The sequence below is a fragment of the Bradyrhizobium sp. UBA2491 genome, from assembly GCF_002341725.1.
Classification (GTDB): domain Bacteria; phylum Pseudomonadota; class Alphaproteobacteria; order Rhizobiales; family Xanthobacteraceae; genus Bradyrhizobium.
The window spans coordinates 174,293-192,299 of the sequence record NZ_DDOP01000042.1 but is presented as its reverse complement, the minus strand read 5'-3'; the positions used below and the strand labels follow the sequence as shown (position 1 = coordinate 192,299).

Here is an 18,007-nt window from a genome sequence, read left to right as displayed (position 1 = left end):
ATATTGCAGGCCGAATGACACAGGCGGGCGTCGTCGGCAACATCGACACCAATCGCACGCAGATGTCGGCGCTGATCGGCCAGAGCCAGGGCGCGACCGGCGCGCTGCAGGCGACGCAGGCCGGCAACCAACTCCTTGCGCTCCAGGCGCAGCAACTCGCGGATCTCACCGCCGTCGTGGCGGCCAACGGCCGGGCGCAGGCCTTGCAGTCGGCCGAGCAGGCCGCCGCCGCCGAACAGGGCCGCGAGCAGCGCCGGCGTTTCCTGACGCCGGGCTCGGGCTACCAGCCCGGCAATGCCCGCATGTTCCCGAACAGCGGCAACTGAGGCTGGCACGATGGACGGCAAGACCCTCGCTCGCGTCGGCGCCATCGTCTTCGTCGCGGTCGCCATCACGGCGACCGCGATCGAGATGAACCGCAAGGACGTTTCGACGGACGTCCTCGCGACGCGGGGCCGTCCAGTCACAGCCTTAGATCCACTCACCGCAGAACTGCTTCGCTGTTCCGAGATCGGCGAGGCCGGCACGCGTGACCCCGGTTGCCTGAAGGCGTGGGCGGAGAACCGGCGCCGCTTCCTCGGCCGGCCGGCACCGGTTTCATCACCGTCGCCGGTTGCGCCAGCCACGCTGTTTCCAAGCGCGCCCGGGTCGGCTGATCCCATCCACAAAGACAGTGCGCCAGCGGACATGACCGGGCCTGCGATGCAGGCCGACCCCGCTCAGCCGGAGGTTCGCTGACATGGGCGGCACCGGCGTCATCGACCATTTCCTCGAGGTCTTCACCCGCTACATCGACGGCGGATTCGGGCTGCTCGGCGGCGAAGTCGGTTTCATCGCCACCACCTTGATCGTTATCGACGTCACGCTCGCCGCGCTATTCTGGTCGTGGGGCGCCGACGACGACATCATGGCGAGGCTGGTGAAAAAGACGCTCTTCGTCGGTGTCTTCGCGTACCTGATTTCCAACTGGAACAATCTCGCCCGCATCGTCTTCGAGAGCTTCGCGGGCCTCGGCCTGAAGGCGTCTGGCACGGGCTTTGCCGTCAGCGATCTCATGCGCCCCGGCAAGGTGGCGCAGACCGGTCTCGATGCTGGCCGCCCGCTGCTCGACTCCATCTCCAGCCTGATGGGCTACTGGTCGTTTTTCGAGAACTTCATCCAGATCGCCTGCATGTTTTTCGCCTGGGCACTAGTGCTGCTGGCGTTCTTCATCCTCGCGATCCAGCTCTTCGTCACCCTGATCGAGTTCAAGCTGGCGACGCTCGCCGGCTTCGTCCTCATTCCCTTCGGCCTGTTCGGCAAATCCGCCTTCATGGCCGAGCGTGTGCTCGGCAACGTCATCTCCTCCGGCATCAAGGTGCTGGTGCTCGCCGTCATCATCGGCATCGGCTCGACCCTCTTCTCTGAGTTCACATCCGGATTTGGCGGCAATACACCGTCGATCGACGACGCCATGGCGATCGTGCTCGCCGCGCTGTCGCTGCTCGGTCTCGGCATCTTCGGCCCCGGCATCGCCAACGGCCTCATCTCCGGTGGCCCGCAGCTCGGCGCCGGCGCAGCCATTGGCACTGGTCTTGCCGCCGGCGGCGTTGTCGCAGCAGGCGCGGCCGCCGCCGGCGCAGCCGTATCCGGTGGCGCTGCACTTGCTGGCGGCGCAGCCGCCGCGGCTCGTGGCGGTGCGGCCCTCGCCGGCGGAGCCTCCACCGCCTACAGCCTCGGCGCGGCCGGCCAATCCGGCGCATCGGGCGTCGCGTCGGGCCTTAGCAATGTTGCCAGTACCGGCGCGAAGGCCGCCGTCTCCCCGTTGAAACGCGCAGCTGGGCGCGCCGCCGACAGCCTCAAACAGAGCTATCAGGCCGGTGGGCAGGCAGCGACGGAGGTCGCCACGGGCGCATCCGGCGCCGCAACGACAACCGCCGCTGAAGCCGCATCTCCGGGAGCCGCGTCCTCTGCCAGCGACGGCCCGCCGGCCTGGGCGAAGCGCATGAAGCGCTCGCAGCAAATGTCACACGGCGTCTCCGCGGCCGCCCACGCCGTGCGCAGCGGCGACAGCCACGGCGGCGGCTCCTCCGTCAACCTTTCCGAAAGCGACTGACCATGTTCAAACGACCATCCACCCATTACGGCAAAGCCCCGCAGCCCGAGACGCCCTATCAGCGCGCCGCTCAGGTCTGGGACGATCGTATCGGCTCCGCCCGCGTTCAGGCCCGCAACTGGCGCTACATGGCCTTCGGCTCGCTGGCGCTCGCATGCGGGCTTTCGGCCGCGCTGGTCTGGCAGTCGGCCAACGGCTCGATCGTGCCCTGGGTGGTGCAGGTCGACCGGCTCGGTCAGGCGCAGGCGGTCGCGCCGGCGACTGCGGACTACCAGCCGAACGACCCGCAAATCGCCTTCTACCTCGCGCGCTTCATCGAGCAGGTCCGCTCGATCCCATCCGACGCGATCATCGTGCGGCAGAACTGGCTGCGCGCCTACGACTTCACGACACAGGGCGGCGCGCTCGCGCTCAACGACTATGCCCGCGCCAACGACCCCTTCACCAAGGTCGGCAAGCAGCAGATCGCGATCGAGGTGTCGTCGGTGATCCGCGCTTCGCCATCGAGCTTCCGCATCGCCTGGATCGAGCGCCGCTATCAGGATGGCTCGCTGGCTTCCACCGAGCGCTGGTCCGCCATCCTCACCGTTGTCGTGCAGCCTCCTCGCGACGCCGACACGCTGCGGAAGAATCCCCTCGGAATCTACGTCAACGCCATCAACTGGTCGAAGGAGCTTGGACAATGACACCGACCTTCCGCAAAGCCGGGAGGCCGGCTTTCCTCAACCGTGCCGTTCCGGGTTTCCGTAAATCCGGCTTGCCGCTTCTCCTGCTTTGCACATCGGCGCTCGCGGGCTGTGCCGGACACACGCCGCCGCCCGAGATTTCCTATGACGATGCCGCACCCGCTGTCATCGCCGCCGATCCGCCGAAACCCGTGCGGGTCGTGGAGTTGCCGAAGCTGCTCCCGCTGCCCGGCCAGTTGAAACCGGTCGGCAAGGACGGCAAACCCGAGCCGGAACCGGCCGATCCCGCCGCGCGCGTGAACCAGGCTAACGCCGCCGCGCGCGTCCAACCCGTCCGCAACGGCTTCATCAACTCGATGCAGGTCTATCCCTTCGTCGATGGCGCGCTCTATCAGGTCTACGCGTCACCGGGTCAGATCACTGACATCGCGCTTCAGCCCGGCGAGCAACTCGTCGGCTCCGGTCCCGTCGCCGCTGGCGACACGGTGCGCTGGATCATCGGTGATACCGAGAGCGGCATTGGCGCGGCCAAGCAGATCCATATCCTCGTGAAGCCTACCCGCGCCGAGTTGATGACGAATCTCGTCATCAACACCGACAGGCGCACCTATCACATGGAATTACGCGCAACCCCTTCGACCTACATGGCGTCGGTGTCCTGGCAATATCCGCAGGACCAGCTCATCGCGCTGCGCCGCCAGAACCAGCAGGCTGAGGCGGCGCAGCCGGTATCGAGCGGCATCGATCTCGCGCGCGTCAATTTCCGATACGAGGTGACGGGCGACCGTGCGCCGTGGCGGCCGCTGCGCGCCTTCGATGACGGGAAACAGGTATTCATCGAGTTTCCGCGCGGCATCGGCCAAGGCGAGATGCCGCCGCTGTTTGTGGTCGGGCCGGAGGGCGACACGTCCGAGCTGGTGAACTATCGCGTGCGCGGCAACTACATGATCGTGGATCGCCTCTTCGCCGCCTCCGAATTGCGGTTCGGCGCGGGCAAGAGCCAGAAGCGCGTCCGCATCTCTCGCACCGACGGGAGGCCGGCATCGTGAGCGACGAACGCGATCCCGAAAAGGAAGAAGGCGGGGCGCTGGGTTCGACGCCCCAGCCTCAGCCGGCCGACGATGACGACACCCGGCCGCTGACCGGCGAGCCCGCCGCGACGATGCGGCTGCGCGCCGAACCGCCGCGCGTGACCCGCCTGTCCCGCAAAGTGCTGGCTGGTCTGGGGCTCGCCGCAAGCCTCGGTGTGGGCGGGGCGCTGATCTACGCGCTTCAGATCCGTCACGGCGGCCAAGGCCAAGAGCTGTACTCGACGGACAACCGCTCGACACCGGATGGCCTCGCTGGATTGCCGAAGGATTATTCCGGCGTTCCGAAGCTCGGCCCGCCACTGCCCGGCGACCTCGGCCGTCCGATCCTCAATGCGCAGAATGGCGCCCCCGTGCCGCCGATCGGCGCACGGCCGACAGGCCCCGTGGGACCAAGCCCAGAGGAACAACGCCGGGCCCAGGAGCTGGAGGCTGCGCGGACCGCACGGCTGTTCGCCTCGACCGAGAATCGGCCCGCCAGTGCCGCGACCTCGGCGCAACCGACCGCGACCGCCACGCCTCTCGCCGATCTCTCCAGCCTCGGCCTCGCGCCGCAGCCGGCGACGCCCTCGGCGCAGGACCGGCAGCTCGCATTCCTCAACCAGGCGCCCGACAAGCGAACCGTCTCGCCGGATCGTGTTGCGGCGCCGGCGTCGAAGAATGTGCTTCAGGCCGGTGCCGTCATCGCCGCCGCGCTCATCACAGGCATTCGCTCCGACCTGCCCGGTCAGATCACCGCGCAGGTGACCGAGAACATCTATGACAGCCCGACCGGCAAGATCCTGCTCGTGCCCCAGGGCACGCGCGTCGTCGGGCAGTATGACAGCGGCGTCGGCTTCGGTCAGCGGCGCATTCTCCTCGTCTGGAATCGGCTGATCTTCCCCAATGGCCGCTCCATCGTGCTGGAGCGTCAGCCTGGTGCAGACGCGGAGGGCTATGCCGGGCTCGAGGATGGTGTCGACTATCACTGGGGCGAACTGTTCAAGGCCGCTGCGCTCTCAACGATCCTGAGTATCGGCGCCGAGGCCGGTTCGTCGGGTCAGGACAGCGATATCGTCCGCGCTCTTCGTCAGAGCGCCTCGAACAGCGTCAGCCAGACCGGTCAGCAGATCGTCCAGCGTCAGCTCAACATTGCTCCGACGCTCACCATCCGGCCGGGGTTCCCCGTCCGCGTCATCGTCACGCGCGATCTAGTGCTCGAACCCTACGGAGGCTGAGATGGCCAAGCTGAAATTGGGACCGATCGTCGACGACAAGCCGGTGAAGGTCTCGGTGGAGCTGCCAGCGAGCCTTCACCGCGATCTCGTCGCCTATGCCGAGATTCTCGCCCGCGAAGCGGGGCAGTCACCGGCCGACCCCGTTCGCCTAATCATCCCGATGCTGGAGCGGTTCATAGCCACGGATCGGGGATTTGTAGCGGCGAGGAGGTCAAAAGGATCGCCGCGGTCGCCTGGATGATTGTCGCAGCTGCTGACCGTGACATCGAACGTGCGAGACTCAGGAGGCGGCGCCATGCGGGGTTGTCATTCCGTGGTGACCAGACCGCACAAAATGGTAGAACCTCATCCACAAGCTGCCGATAAACAGTTCCAGGAAACTGGGCTGCCGTTCCGGCCTCACTCATGACGGTCAGGCCACGCCCGATCGCAACGAGCGATAGGAGATTGTCTCTCCCCACGTATTGGGTGTGGATTTCCGGGTGTCGCCCAAGATCGGCGAGGCGCTGGACCAAATAGTCGTGGATCTCCGATCCAGGGGCGCCGTCACTTACAATAAATCTCTCGCCAGCAAGATCACTCCAGCTAAGCACCGGTTTCTCGGAAAGAGGGTGGTCGCTGGGCAGCACTGCGAATACTCGCTCGGACCAAAGCTGTTCTGTTTGGCAGTCCGACCACTGTGCGGTTCCCGTAATGAAAGCTACATCGAGCTGAAGTCGCCGGATCGAGGCAACATGATCCGCAGGATCACCGTCAAAAAATTCGACCCGTACACTCGCATGTTCCTTGCCATAGGCCCCCAGTAACTCGCACAGGAATCCGGACGCGAGCGACGAAAAGATACCAACCTTGATATGCCCCCGCTCAGAGCGGCCTATGGCGGCCACATCCCTAGCGCCGTGCTCGATCTGCTGAAGACCCTTACGTGCGCGACGCACGAAATGCTGCCCCGCCAACGTCAGGCAGACGCCGCCGTTGTGCCTCTGAAACAACGAGGCACCAAGTTCGTCTTCAAGATCGCGGATGCGACGGCTGATCGCTGATTCCTGTATCTCCAAGGCCGACGCCGCCTTTCGAAAGCTACCGTGCTCGGCCGCAGCAAGGAAGTACCGAATCTGGCGGAGTTCAAGCATGGGCCGCTCGCGACCACGGCCTATTTGAAATGAGGTCTGACGTTGTAACAGCCCAAGGTCGCATTTGCTTCTGTATGTATTCGGCCAGAAGCGCTTTTGTATGTTCCTTGAGTGGGCGTCGACCGTTCAAGAACGTACGCGCGATACCGATCGACAACCTTCGCAACCTGATCGCATGCATCGATCTATATGCACAAGCTACCACGACCACCGCGTCCAAACCGCAACTAAGGCAGCACCTCCTGATTCATGCCTCAAATAGACGGTCGCATGCGCGCGCGGACGGATGATTTTATATAGTCTCGATATACGAAGGTATCGATCAAATATACCGGCCCCTGAATAGGTCGGGCGCCGATATATCCCACTGATTTGGTGCCGACGAATTTGGCAGATGTCATTCAGCCGGTATCGAGATTCAGACGCTTAAATTGTCTGAAATCCTAACAAGGTCAATAACCGTCTTGGCTTGCAACTTTTGCATAAGATGGCTCCGGCGAACCTTCACCGTAATCTCACTAACATTCAATTCGGCAGCAATCTGCTTATTAAGAAGACCCTTTACAACGAGCTTGAAAACGTCTCGTTCGCCGGGCGTCAATGTCTCCCAACGCGCATTCAAATCCAGCGAACGCGCTTCGCTCTCGCGCCTTCGCCGGTCTTTTTCGATCGCTTGTTGGATAGCATCCAGCAGGTCTTGGTCGCGAAACGGCTTGGTCAAGAACTCGAAGGCGCCATTCTTGATGGCGTTCACGCCCATCGTGATGTCCCCATGTCCCGTGATGAATATCGTCGGCAGATGAATGCCGTATTCAGGCATTTGCCGATGAAAATCGATCCCGCTTTGTCCGGGCATTCTCACATCGAGCAGCAGGCAGCCGGGCGCGTCCGGCATGGAGCTTTCCAGAAATTCGGCAACCGAGCTATACGAGCGCACCTGTAGCCCAACGGATGCGAGCAAATCTTCGAGCGCGGCGCGAACGGACCGATCGTCATCGATGACATAGACGATGGGCTGCGGCCGCGAATCCGCCGTCGGTTCATTTTTCATCAGGCTGCCTCCATGTGGCGCGGCAGGCGCACCTCAAATACGGTCCCGCCTCCAGGGACTGGAGCCGCGGAAATCTGTCCGCCATTCGCTTCAACGATCGTCTGACTGATGGTAAGGCCAAGACCCATGCCTCCCTCTTTCGTCGTCCAGAAGGCGTCAAAGAGGTGCTCACGAGCTCCCGGCGCCAGACCGGTGCCGGAATCGGCCACCGCGAGAACGATCGCATCCCGTCCATCCTGCGAGGCGGCAATTCGCAGACGACGCTCGGGCAATGCGCGGTCCGACATCGCCTCGGTCGCATTGAGGACGAGATTGCTGATGACCTGCTGGATCTGGACCCGATCGGCAAAAACGCGAGGTAGGCCGTCATGCAGGTCCAGTTGCAAGGCGACGCCGCCACGCTCGATCTCGCCGCGCGACAAGGTCGCGATTTCCATGACAGCTTCCCTGAGGTCGAATGGTTGTCGGCGCGGCGCCTCGCCCTTCGAAAGGGCGCGAATGCGCGCGATGACCTGGCTTGCCCGGTTGGCATCGCTGACGATGCGGTCGAGCGCGAGGCGGGCCTTGTCGAGATTTGGCGGCTCCTGGGCAAGCCATCGGGTGCACGCGCCGCCGCTGGCGACGACGGCAGCCAGGGGCTGGTTGACTTCGTGCGCGATCGACGCCGACAGTTGACCGAGCGTCGTGACCCGCGCAATTCGCAAAAGCCGATCGCGCGCCTCCAGCGCCTCGGCCTTCGCAGCCACCATCCTTAAACTGAGATAGGTTGTAACGCCGATCGCAACGATACTAATCCCGGTATTGACGATGCCGACCTCATACGCACCGGAGTGGGTCAAGAAAAAACTGATCAGGGTCAGCGCGACACAAATGCAAGCGAGGGCCACTACAGCCGTGCCAGACAAGATGCGTGTCGCAACGAGAATGACCGCTGTGTAGAATACGGCCGCTGCGATGGCGTAGTCCGTGACCGTATCGGCGATAAAAATGCCGGCCATCGCAACGCCCATCGCGATCAACGTCAGCGCCGATCCGGGACGTATATCATTGGCGATCTTGAGCATTGTTCACCTTCTCGATCAACTTACCTACTTTCAATATTCTTCCCTGGAGAATCTACTCCGCCGTGTACCTAGATAACTATTGCTTCTCGGTCACTCGCCTGGCTCGAACCGCCACCGAGCAGATGTTACCAGCGGCTCCAGACTGAGACGACCGATAATCTGTTCCAAAAGGCGATCCTGCCGAGTGTCGGCTCGCACTGTCGCGCTCACCTGGACTCGGTTTGTGTCCTCGATATTCGTGCTTTCGAGGTCGCGGATGTGCAGCGCACCGGCGAGATCGCGAAGAAGAAGCGCCCGAACATGCGCCTCAGCCTCTCCATGGCAGATGATGCTGATCGCATATGCGCTGTCCAACGGGCTTGCGGCGAATGACTGGCGCTCAACGAGGCGCACGAGCGGGCGCAGAACTGCGTTGACGGCGATGACGAACGTCGTCGCAATCAATGCATGAAAGAAAAATCCGGCCCCACACAGCGCGCCGATCGCGGCGGAGCACCACAGCGTCGCGGCGGTGTTGAGCCCGCGCACATTCAACCCTTCCTTGAAGATGATGCCGGCGCCCATAAAGCCGATGCCGGAAACAATCTGGGCCGCAACGCGCGTCGGGCTCGCCTCGCCGGGGAACAGCCCGGCAAAGAGGACGAAGATGGCCGCGCCGAGCGCGACGAGGGTATTGGTTCGCAGCCCGGCCAGGCGCTGGCGCCATTGCCGTTCGAAGCCGATCAAGCCGCCAAGAAGGAATGCGCCCCCGAGCGTGAGTGCGGTGTGGCCAAGGCTTTGCCAATCCATCTGAATGTGTTCCCATCTCGTTGCGTCGGTCGCGCCCTCCCGAGGCGCAAGCCCGCGCTATTGCTGGAATTGCCACTCCACTCGCTGTCAGAATTCGGCGTGGGCGCGAAGCGACAGAATCGAGGCTGGTCCGCGGTCGGCGTTGTAGGCGGGGTTTGCAACAAACTGATAGTCGAAGGTGACGGTGCTCCAGCCGTTGACCCGCAAGGCGTAATACGCCTCGACGATCGACTCGTGGCCGTAGCGCAGTCTCCCATCACCGATCAGCAACCCCGTGCCTCCGGCGGCGAGGAAGTTACGATGTGCACTCGAGAGGCCGTTGACCGCAGCACCGACTCCGATCGTGTCCGCAGGCCGTCCCCATGCAGAACCCTTTAGGGAGAAACCACCGGAAATGCTGCGGTCGATGTCCGTGAAGGAGAGGATTTCGGTGCGGCCGTCGTTCCAGCTTGCACGGGCGAAAAGCCCGAGGTCAGCTGTCAAAGCCTGTTCGATATTTCCATAAAAGCCATACTTATTCTGATTGCGGCGCAGGGCCGTCATCGCATCGTTGATATCTGTTTGAGGGCTCGCTTGCGCGAGGTTGATAGCGTCGCGATACGCGCCGGTGTAACCACGGTTGATGAAAGCGCCGATCCGAACCTTACCCGGCTGCCCGAACAGGCTGTGCCGTTCCTCGAACTCGACGGCGCCACCGCCGCCCCCATTGAAGACCAAAACATCACTGTTCGGCTCCCTGGGCACTTGGAAGGCCCCGGCTCGCACAGCCCAATCCTTACGATTCAGCTCGATGACCGCACCGCGCGTCATGCCGGGAAGGTCGGCGGGGAAGTCATAGGCCCCCGACGACCAGATTGCCCAATTCATGAAATCCGCGCGCGGATCCTTGGCATAGGCATTCGCGTCGAAGAAATCGCCAACCGCGAAACGACCAACCGTGACAGTGACGCGATCGATATCGCGTCGCCCCGCCAGTTGCAGGGGGCCGTCTGCGACATCCTCCTGCTCGCCACCAAGACCGAATGTCTGCTGAAGATAGTAGCGCTGTGGCCGAAATTTCGGAAATTCAGCGCCGCCTTTTTGCGCTTCTCCATTTGGAAAGCCTGCGAGTCCGAGCGTCCCGTTCAGCCCGAAGCCTTGGGCTAGCTCGGGATTGAAATAGAACGCACCACCGTCCCAAAGCCTCACGCCAAGAAATGCGTCCGCGGTCCACGTCTCACGAACTTGCCCACCACCGGGCAGGCTGGCGCTGGAAGCGTAGGGGGAACGAATCGCGGGATAGCCTTGGGCGATGAATGTGGTCTGGCCATGAATATTCCAGTCCGGCGACATTTCGACAGTTGCCGGTGGTCTTGGGAGTGTCGAGGCCACATCGCCCAGTCGGTAGTTCAGGCCAAGCGTGAACCTCTGGGTTCGGGGGCGGACGGACACATCGCGCAGTCCGGCACCATCGAGTCGATAGGTCGAGGAAGCCAGATCGAGGTAGTCGTACTGGACGCGTGCCGTCCATGGTCCGCCCAAGGCCATTTCGACACCTGCGCCTGCCGTCCACCCAGCGTGCCAGCGCCCCAGTTTTGACAAAACGCTGCCGTCATCGCCATTGATGTCGACGTTCGTTCGTGTCCAAGCGAGGCCTCCCGTTGCATAGGGGAGGAATGGGCCAAAAGCATAGCCGATCCTGCCACGCACCGTCCCCACGACATCCAGGGATGTGTTGAAGGGAGCCGGTATCCGTCGCGTCTCATCGGGCGGGCTCACAAAAGTGACATCGGCTTCCGCGCCGAGCACCCAACGATCGCTGGCCTGAAAGTTGTAGCCTCCCTGAAAGCCGCCGATCATTCCTGTCACCGTAGGCGGCAGGCCAACGGACTGATTCAAGACGGGGTTCGTTCCCGGGCCAAGGCTGCCAGCCCCGAAACCGGTGTGTCCGCCAAAATAGACGCCCGACCAGTCGGGCCCGCCCGATTCCACCTTATTGTCACGCGAGGCCCCCGGTGCCTTCGTTGGCATCGCCAGGATGGGTTGCGGTCCACTAGTGTTGAGCCGTGCCGCATCCGGATGGCCGGGAGTCGTTTGAAGTTCTTGCGCGTGCGCTTTGGTTACCTGAAGAACCGCTACAAGACCGAGCGCCAGCAAGTAGAAAGCGATCACCATCAGTCGGCAAAAAAGAACCCGACGACGCCTGAAAACCTTCAGTCCGGTGGTGATAGTGAAATTGGGAAGTCCGTGGGTCGTAAAATAAGTCATGGGCTACTCCTGGCGTCGGGTTGCGAGAGCGCCCGGCGCCAATAGCCGCGAGCTGCCCTCCTAGTTTTCTCGTGAATTCAAGCGGCGCGAGTTGTTGGTCGCGCCGCGACTAGATGGGTCGTCCATTTGAAGCTCCTTGCTGATCGAAGTCCGGTTCAGGTCCGGGCCTCGTGCTTTGGTTCCATGCAAGCGATCGTTTTGCGCTTGTGTGGCTCACCAGCGGCAACGCCGCATTCGCGATATCGCCGCTCTGTTCAACCGTGCGCCGCAACGCAGCAGGAATCTGAGCTTGAAACCGTCCAGCAGACGGCGACGAGCAAGGTGAACGGCCGCATGCGTCACGAACATCGCCAAAACCGCCAAAGCCCAACACAAACGTCTGTCCAACCGATTCCGAAGCGACGACCTGGCATCGCCCGGCTCGCGATTGTGGGGCGGACGCGGCGCTTGTCGCCTCGGCGGTGGCGGCCCTTGTCGCGGGCAGTCTCCAGCCTGCGGCGGCGCAAATCTCAGGATCAACGGTGATGTGGACATGATCAGGACCTCTCATGCGCTTGGCCGTCAGAACCATTGTCCGAACCGGCGGATGTAGACGGTCTTCATCAGTTGAGCGACGAGGCAGTAGCAGAGCAGCGTTCCGGCCAGCCACGGGAAGTAGGCGATAGGCAGGGGCTGCAATCCGATGGCTGCTCCCAGCGGAGAGAACGGCAAATAGATCCCCAGTACGCAGATGACGCTCGACATCAGCAAGACCGGCAAAGCCGCTGTGCTGTTGACGAAGGGAATCTTCTGGGTACGCAGCATATGGACCACGAGCGTTTGAGAAAGCAGGCCCTCGATGAACCAGCCCGACTGAAAGAGCGATTGATGCTCCGGGCTATTGGCGGCAAAGACGAACCACATCAGAGCGAACGTCGTGATGTCGAAGATCGAGGACGTCGGCCCGATCCAGATCATGAAACGACCGATATTCTTGGCATCCCACTTCCGCGGTTTGCTGAGAAACTCCTTGTCCATGTGATCCCAAGGCAGCGCCAATTGGGAAATGTCGTACATCAGGTTTTGCACGAGCAAATGGATCGACAGCATCGGCAGGAACGGAATGAATGCGCTCGCCACCAGCACTGAAAACACGTTTCCGAAGTTCGAGCTGGCGGTCATGTTGAGGTATTTCATGATGTTGCCGAAGGTTTCGCGCCCCTTCAGCACACCCTCCTCAAGAACCATCAGGCTCTTCTCGAGCAGGATGATATCGGCCGACTCCTTCGCAATATCGGCGCCGCTATCGACGGAAATGCCGACATCGGCATCGCGCAGCGCCGGGGCGTCATTGATGCCGTCACCGAGAAATCCGACGGTATGACCGTTAGCCTGAAGCGCCTGCAATACACGCGACTTCTGGAGCGGAGTGAGCTTCGCGAAGATCGTCCGCTCCTCGACCAAAACGCGAAGCGCGGTGTCGTCCAATTTTTCTATGTCGCGCCCGAGTACGGCTTGGCCCGGTTCAAGTCCTACTTCACGGCAGATCTTGGCACTCACGACCGCATTGTCGCCCGTAAGAACCTTGACCTTGACGCCATGCTCCGCGAGCGCAGCGATTGCTGGTCCAGCCGTCTCCTTTGGCGGGTCGAGAAAAGTAAGGAACCCCTGAATCGTGAGATCGGCTTCGTCCGCGATGGCATAATGCGTCTTGGCCTCGGACGCCACAAACCCTCGGGTGGCGACGACCAGCACACGGAATCCGTCCTCGTTGTACGCCCGAGCCATCGCAGCCAGATTCTTGCGCTCAACGTCACCAAGGCGGATCAGATCTTTGCCTCTTCTGACGTGCGTAGAGATCGACAGCATCTCCTCAACCGCGCCCTTGCAGATGAGCAAGTGATCTCCGTCCTCGCCCTCGACGACCACTGAGAGTCGGCGGCGCACGAAGTCGAACGGAAGTTCATCGACTTTTCGGTAGCTCGCGGCCGTGTTCGTGATGGCTGGCTCCGCCCCGGCGAATCGCACGACGGCCTGATCCATCAGGTTCTTCACGCCGCTCTGGTGGTAGCTGTTCAACCAGCCCAACCGGAGAACGTCAGCGTTGGGTTGCCCGGTAACGTCGACGTGGTGCTCCAGAATGATCTTGTCCTGAGTCAGCGTGCCGGTCTTGTCCGTGCAGAGAACATCCATCGCGCCGAAGTTCTGAATGGCGTTGAGTCGCTTCACGACGACTTTGCGCCGCGCCATCGCTACGGCGCCCTTCGCGAGGTTCGAGGAAACGATCATCGGCAGCATTTCGGGGGTAAGTCCGACGGCGACGGCAAGGCCGAACAACAGCGCTTCCACCCAGTCGCCTTTGGTCAGGCCGTTGATGACAAAGACGACAGGAACCATGACGAGCATGAAGCGGATGAGCAGCCAGCTCACACTGTTGATGCCGCGATCGAACGCCGTTTGAGCGCGCGATCCGACGATCGCCTTGGCTAACGATCCGAAATAGGTGCGAGCACCCGTGGCAACGACAAGCGCGGTCGCCGTGCCGCTCACGACGTTGGTGCCCATGAAGCAGACGTTGGGCATGTCGAGCGCGTTCATTTCGCTGGACGCTACGCTCGCCGCGGACTTCTCGGCGACAGACCCGAGCGTGTCATACTTCTCAACAGGGATGGCCTCACCGGTGAGCACTGCCTGGCTCACAAACAGATCGCGGGATTCGATCAGCCTCACGTCTGCCGGGATCATATCCCCTGCTGAAAGACGCACGATGTCGCCGGCGACGATCTCTCGCATCGGGATTTCGAATGCTTCGGGATTTGACGTTGCCGATCCTCGACGAAGAACCGTCGCCGTCGTGCGGACCATCGCCTTCAGAGCTTCGGCCGCAGCGCTCGATCGGTACTCCTGAACGAAGCGCATCAAGGCGCTGGCAAGCACCATCACGATGATGATGGTGACTTTTGTCGGATCCGCATCCTCGCCATGTTGAAGCCGAAGCCAGATGTCCGTTACAGCGCTGATCCCAGCCAGGATCAGCAGCACTGCAATGAACGGATTCTTGAAAGCGCCAAAAAACTGAACAACCGCTGGCAGGCGTCGCTCTTGCGCAACCTCATTGGGGCCGTCTTTTGCCAGCCGTTCGATCGCATCTCGGGCAATCAGGCCGTTGCGGTCGCCTTTGACGTTTTCGAAGGTGTCATCCAACCCATTCTGGGCTTCACGGACCGCCTTCATCGACAGCTTGCGTTCGTCTTTTCCGCGCGGCTTGAGAGCCGCCTTGAGGATGGGGGCATTCATTGGATGAATCTCCTGCCGCAAGCGCCGAGACCATGCGCCTCTCGGCACGGTCTTCGGCGCTTGGGGTCTTGGTCGGCTGAGGGGATAATGAAACCGATGCATCTTCACGACGCTCGGCATTCGGACCGCGCTTGAGCAGCGCAGCCGCTCTTCACCAGGGAGGGTCCGCACCTTCGCGCGACCGTGCGATTCTGCGCGAGTACGGATTGCCGCCCCGGCGGGGGTGAAGCCCGTCCAGGCCGGCGGACACCAGAACCATCGCCGTGCTGGCCTTATGCAGCGTGAGGGAATGCATCACACGCCTCACGCCGCAAAGCGACCATGCTGGTAAACTGCAAGAAGGAGTCCGGCGCGCTCGATCAATCGGCGCAACCCGCCGCCCGTGTCTGGTTCGGCGTCAAGCATCCAGATGCATTCGAGCCGACCGGTCTCGCCATTGACACGCCACGCCGCGACCAGTCGAGTCCGGTTCGTGCGGGGAGACTTCGTGAAAGGACGGTCACGCTCGCATCGCGGGTCGGCGAATGCGGGATTGCGTTTCGGCGAGGCGATCCGCGAAACGCGGAGCGAAGCCGGCAGAGTAAAAAATTGGAGAGTCATGTCTCACCTCCGTGACGAGCCGCTCGGCCGTCACAGGCGAGACTGATGATTCAGACTCGCGAGAACGACCTGAGCGGCACGCTTGCTCGACTACTGTCGCTTGGCATTGCTCGTTGATCCTCATGCGTCGGCAGCGGGTTGGAGCCGCTAGATGACATTGGCTGGATATCACCGTCATTCCTTGAGTGACAGTGTCTTGCGGGGTTGATCCGATATACAAAACAATATCCGGGATATACCATCGTATATTGTAAGGTCTTCGGCGATAACTACCTGCGCAATATCAAGCCGCTTAGACTCACCGGACACGGGCGCGTCGACTTCACTAGCGATGTGATCGCTCTGATTTATTTCGATCCGAGGTCTAGTGTGGGTATCGATATGGTTCTTGTCGAGCGCATCGTCGCGCGAAGCCCTCGTCTTCGGCGATTGCTTTATTCGTTGTCCTTAACCTTTCTGAAAGCGGCGTTTCGGTTTCGCCGCACGGGCTTGGATGCCTTTGCCCGACCGACATTGCGTTTATCGCAGTGTCTCTTTCGTACTGCCTCTTCGCGGATACGACGTCGTTATGCAGCCGAGCCGAAAATGACGTCGGACTCGCGCTTTGTGCTCCGTCGCCTTTCTCTCAAACTTTTGATCGTGCTGATCTTTGCCGGTGCTCAAAGCCCGCTGCCCTGGGGATTCGGGAAAGCGCTTACGATGATGCTGTTTATGAGCGCGGCTATCAGCTGTGCCTTGGCCCTCATGAACCACCAACGATTCAGATTGGGAGTCTTGAGCTACTGGGACGAATCTTTGGCCTTTGTCCTGCTCGGCCAAACCGCGCGGATGGTGTTTCTACGTTGAAGTATTGCGAGTGCGCTATGCCGGGGGCTCTCGTCTTCAAAATACTCGCCAATAACCTGCCACGCGATACGGGAATCGCGAAGGTGGCCGTCGAGGCGAGACGCGGGGCAGCGACAACCGCCTGCGGCGTCGTTTGGTATTGGTTATGACGGAGCGTCGCACCACTCGCCGTCGCCGCACGCTGTTGACGGGGAAGATCATTCTCAATCAGCGATCGTCCGTGATAAGTTGCGTCGTCCGAAACTTGTCGGACACAGGCGCCTGCCTCGAAGTTCCTGCTGCCCTGAACATTCCGGATGCCTTCGAGCTGAAAATAGAACCTGGCGGCGCTTGCTCACAGTGTCGAATAGTCTGGCGGAGCGCTACGCGCATCGGCGTGGCGTTCGATTGACACAAAGCTAGAACGCGCCTTCACTTTCAAGGGCGAGTGTAAAGGCGCTGGCCCGAGATACTGGCCGCGCGCACGGCGCTGCAGGCGTGACGGCTGATATGGCCGGACGGCAGGCTACAGAAATAACAAGGACAATGTGTGGGGGAAAGAGCCAATCTCACAAGGAGAATGGCGCGCCGTACTGGATAAAAGTGCGAACGCATATGTGATTGAATCTGCGATTAATTTATTTTGGGGCATCGTGATCCTCTCATCTTTCAGCGTTCGCCGGCTGCCGCCAATAGCCCCACCCAAACGGGTGCGCCGAACCGAACGCGGAGCTGATATCGGACCAAGTACAAGGTATCCGGTATTTTGCTTCTCCCGGGTCTATGAGGAAATGACTAGCTCTTTCCAAATCTGGGCCGCGTACGCAGTGGCTCTCTCCTAGTCCTGAAGTCCGCGGCATGTGTGATTGGGTACCGCTGGAATACATCGCAGAAAATCCCATTCTGCAGCGATGCAAATATCGAGTGCAAAATCGATTAAAAAATAGAGAGCTCCGCGAACTAGACGGCTCGACCGATGAGGGCACCAATGGTCGCAGTTGAGGCCATGGCGACTGCTCCCCAAAACACGACCCGAAGAGTGGGTTTCCATATGCTGGCGCCGCCAGCGCGAGCGCCGATCGCTCCGAGAACGCCAAGTCCGATGAGGCAGGCAATGGAGACGGTCCAGGTGGCGGTCCAGGCCGGCGACAGGAGAGCGACGGCCAGCGGCAAAGTCGCGCCAGATGCGAAGGTGACCGCCGAAGTGAAAGCCGCTTGAACTGGCTTCGCCATCACATGACTGGTCAGTCCGAGTTCATCCCTCGCATGGGCCCCGAAGGCGTCCTTTGCCATCATCTGCTCGGCGACCTGTCGCGCCAGTTCGGGCGTTACACCACGCTGCTCGTAGATCGCGGCGAGTTCGGCCAGCTCCGCTTCAGGTTGCGTGGCAAGTTCGCGGCGCTCACGCGCCATGTCGGCTTCTTCCGTATCGGCCTGGGAACTGACCGACACATATTCGCCTGCAGCCATCGACATTGCTCCGGCGACGAGCCCCGCTACGCCAGCAACCAGAATTTCGTGGGAAGCGGCGGTCGCGGCGGCAACACCGACGATCAGACTCGATGTTGAAATCAGCCCGTCATTGGCGCCTAGCACCGCTGCGCGAAGCCAACCTATTCGTTCGATCAGATGGTTCTCTTTATGAAGGGCTCGCATGGAACATGGTCCTGAATTACATTTCTAAGGCTTTGTAACGCGGCGCTGAGCACATAGGAAAAGGCGCCTTGCCTTCGAGATCGATCTGGAAACTTGGCCGGTCAGGCTGATCAATGATGCTATCTTCCGATGAAACGCCTACCGTTCCATCGCCACATACGCTGTAGTCCAAAGCCGCATTCAACTTCAATCGCCGGAGTGTTGTCCAGGCCTCTCAACGTGACTTCATTTGCCCTGACACTCATCACCAGATGATATCGTCCGTGGTGCGACATGTAGA

At 61.4% G+C, this 18,007-nt stretch carries 16 protein-coding genes and 1 pseudogene; 9 read left to right on the top strand and 8 right to left on the bottom strand.

Annotated features, from left to right (window positions below; translation table 11 throughout):
* The 7 genes and pseudogenes from B2W55_RS14215 to B2W55_RS14185 all read left to right on the top strand — a co-directional run.
* Nucleotides 1–326, top strand: a pseudogene (locus tag B2W55_RS14215) (P-type conjugative transfer protein TrbJ); the annotation flags it as partial.
* Nucleotides 327–336: 10 nt separating this feature from the next.
* Nucleotides 337–738, top strand: a complete 402-nt coding sequence (gene trbK-alt / locus B2W55_RS14210) for a putative entry exclusion protein TrbK-alt (protein ID WP_024584630.1) — start codon at nt 337–339, stop codon at nt 736–738.
* A 1-nt stretch (nt 739) separates the two neighbouring features.
* Complete coding sequence (gene trbL / locus B2W55_RS14205; RefSeq protein ID WP_024584631.1) at nt 740–2,095, top strand: P-type conjugative transfer protein TrbL; 1,356 nt, start codon at nt 740–742, stop codon at nt 2,093–2,095.
* A 2-nt stretch (nt 2,096–2,097) separates the two neighbouring features.
* Nucleotides 2,098–2,781 (top strand): conjugal transfer protein TrbF, encoded by a 684-nt coding sequence (trbF, locus tag B2W55_RS14200; RefSeq protein ID WP_024584632.1) that lies wholly within the window; start codon nt 2,098–2,100, stop codon nt 2,779–2,781.
* Nucleotides 2,778–3,830, top strand: coding sequence for a P-type conjugative transfer protein TrbG (gene trbG / locus B2W55_RS14195; protein WP_024584633.1), 1,053 nt, complete (start codon nt 2,778–2,780; stop codon nt 3,828–3,830). The genes trbF and trbG overlap by 4 nt, the downstream gene beginning before the upstream one ends.
* The gene (locus B2W55_RS14190) at nt 3,827–5,086 is read left to right on the top strand and encodes a TrbI/VirB10 family protein (RefSeq protein ID WP_024584634.1); all 1,260 of its coding nucleotides are present in this window, start codon (nt 3,827–3,829) and stop codon (nt 5,084–5,086) included. The genes trbG and B2W55_RS14190 overlap by 4 nt, the downstream gene beginning before the upstream one ends.
* 1 nt (nt 5,087) lies before the next feature.
* On the top strand, nt 5,088–5,327 hold the full coding sequence (locus B2W55_RS14185; protein WP_024584635.1) for a DUF2274 domain-containing protein: 240 nt from the start codon (nt 5,088–5,090) through the stop codon (nt 5,325–5,327).
* Here the strand turns inward: B2W55_RS14185 and B2W55_RS14180 are convergent.
* From B2W55_RS14180 to B2W55_RS14150, 7 genes are all read right to left on the bottom strand, one after another.
* Nucleotides 5,260–6,219, bottom strand: a complete 960-nt coding sequence (locus B2W55_RS14180) for a LysR family transcriptional regulator (protein WP_080890913.1) — start codon at nt 6,217–6,219, stop codon at nt 5,260–5,262. The two genes, B2W55_RS14185 and B2W55_RS14180, sit on opposite strands and share 68 nt — an antisense overlap.
* A 418-nt stretch (nt 6,220–6,637) precedes the next feature.
* Complete coding sequence (locus B2W55_RS14175; RefSeq protein WP_024584638.1) at nt 6,638–7,270, bottom strand: response regulator transcription factor; 633 nt, start codon at nt 7,268–7,270, stop codon at nt 6,638–6,640.
* Complete coding sequence (locus B2W55_RS14170) at nt 7,270–8,334, bottom strand: sensor histidine kinase (protein ID WP_006022574.1); 1,065 nt, start codon at nt 8,332–8,334, stop codon at nt 7,270–7,272. The genes B2W55_RS14175 and B2W55_RS14170 overlap by 1 nt, the downstream gene beginning before the upstream one ends.
* Nucleotides 8,335–8,424: 90 nt before the next feature.
* Nucleotides 8,425–9,123 carry an MgtC/SapB family protein gene (locus B2W55_RS14165; protein ID WP_006022573.1) on the bottom strand — a complete coding sequence of 233 codons (699 nt, stop codon included), beginning with the start codon at nt 9,121–9,123 and terminating at the stop codon, nt 8,425–8,427.
* Nucleotides 9,124–9,210: 87 nt separating this feature from the next.
* Nucleotides 9,211–11,370, bottom strand: coding sequence for a carbohydrate porin (locus B2W55_RS14160; RefSeq protein ID WP_006022572.1), 2,160 nt, complete (start codon nt 11,368–11,370; stop codon nt 9,211–9,213).
* A 561-nt stretch (nt 11,371–11,931) separates the two neighbouring features.
* The gene (gene mgtA, locus B2W55_RS14155; RefSeq protein ID WP_006022571.1) at nt 11,932–14,646 is read right to left on the bottom strand and encodes a magnesium-translocating P-type ATPase; all 2,715 of its coding nucleotides are present in this window, start codon (nt 14,644–14,646) and stop codon (nt 11,932–11,934) included.
* Between the two features lie 303 nt (nt 14,647–14,949).
* A complete protein-coding gene (locus tag B2W55_RS14150; RefSeq protein WP_006022569.1) occupies nt 14,950–15,246 on the bottom strand; it encodes a hypothetical protein in 297 nt (98 codons plus the stop codon).
* 369 nt (nt 15,247–15,615) lie between these two features.
* On the opposite strand from B2W55_RS14150, the gene B2W55_RS14145 reads away from it, so the two are divergent.
* Together B2W55_RS14145 and B2W55_RS34250 are read left to right on the top strand one after the other, a co-directional pair.
* On the top strand, nt 15,616–16,092 hold the full coding sequence (locus tag B2W55_RS14145; protein ID WP_124810153.1) for a hypothetical protein: 477 nt from the start codon (nt 15,616–15,618) through the stop codon (nt 16,090–16,092).
* A 145-nt stretch (nt 16,093–16,237) separates the two neighbouring features.
* Complete coding sequence (locus B2W55_RS34250) at nt 16,238–16,483, top strand: PilZ domain-containing protein (RefSeq protein WP_080655009.1); 246 nt, start codon at nt 16,238–16,240, stop codon at nt 16,481–16,483.
* A 548-nt stretch (nt 16,484–17,031) separates the two neighbouring features.
* On the opposite strand, the gene B2W55_RS14140 is transcribed toward B2W55_RS34250, so the two are convergent.
* Nucleotides 17,032–17,727, bottom strand: a complete 696-nt coding sequence (locus tag B2W55_RS14140; protein WP_006022566.1) for a VIT1/CCC1 transporter family protein — start codon at nt 17,725–17,727, stop codon at nt 17,032–17,034.
* Nucleotides 17,728–18,007 lie beyond the last annotated feature (280 nt).

Bases quoted from the DNA above. Each gene is read 5' to 3' on its own strand.
- trbK-alt (WP_024584630.1), top strand. From the start codon at position 337: ATGGACGGCAAGACCCTCGCTCGCGTCGGCGCCATCGTCTTCGTCGCG.
- B2W55_RS14140 (WP_006022566.1), bottom strand. From the start codon at position 17,727: ATGCGAGCCCTTCATAAAGAGAACCATCTGATCGAACGAATAGGTTGG.
- B2W55_RS14150 (WP_006022569.1), bottom strand. From the start codon at position 15,246: ATGACTCTCCAATTTTTTACTCTGCCGGCTTCGCTCCGCGTTTCGCGG.
- trbG (WP_024584633.1), top strand. From the start codon at position 2,778: ATGACACCGACCTTCCGCAAAGCCGGGAGGCCGGCTTTCCTCAACCGT.
- B2W55_RS14180 (WP_080890913.1), bottom strand. From the start codon at position 6,219: ATGCTTGAACTCCGCCAGATTCGGTACTTCCTTGCTGCGGCCGAGCAC.
- B2W55_RS14170 (WP_006022574.1), bottom strand. From the start codon at position 8,334: ATGCTCAAGATCGCCAATGATATACGTCCCGGATCGGCGCTGACGTTG.
- trbL (WP_024584631.1), top strand. From the start codon at position 740: ATGGGCGGCACCGGCGTCATCGACCATTTCCTCGAGGTCTTCACCCGC.
- mgtA (WP_006022571.1), bottom strand. From the start codon at position 14,646: ATGAATGCCCCCATCCTCAAGGCGGCTCTCAAGCCGCGCGGAAAAGAC.
- trbF (WP_024584632.1), top strand. From the start codon at position 2,098: ATGTTCAAACGACCATCCACCCATTACGGCAAAGCCCCGCAGCCCGAG.
- B2W55_RS34250 (WP_080655009.1), top strand. From the start codon at position 16,238: ATGACGGAGCGTCGCACCACTCGCCGTCGCCGCACGCTGTTGACGGGG.
- B2W55_RS14160 (WP_006022572.1), bottom strand. From the start codon at position 11,370: ATGACTTATTTTACGACCCACGGACTTCCCAATTTCACTATCACCACC.
- B2W55_RS14185 (WP_024584635.1), top strand. From the start codon at position 5,088: ATGGCCAAGCTGAAATTGGGACCGATCGTCGACGACAAGCCGGTGAAG.
- B2W55_RS14165 (WP_006022573.1), bottom strand. From the start codon at position 9,123: ATGGATTGGCAAAGCCTTGGCCACACCGCACTCACGCTCGGGGGCGCA.
- B2W55_RS14175 (WP_024584638.1), bottom strand. From the start codon at position 7,270: ATGAAAAATGAACCGACGGCGGATTCGCGGCCGCAGCCCATCGTCTAT.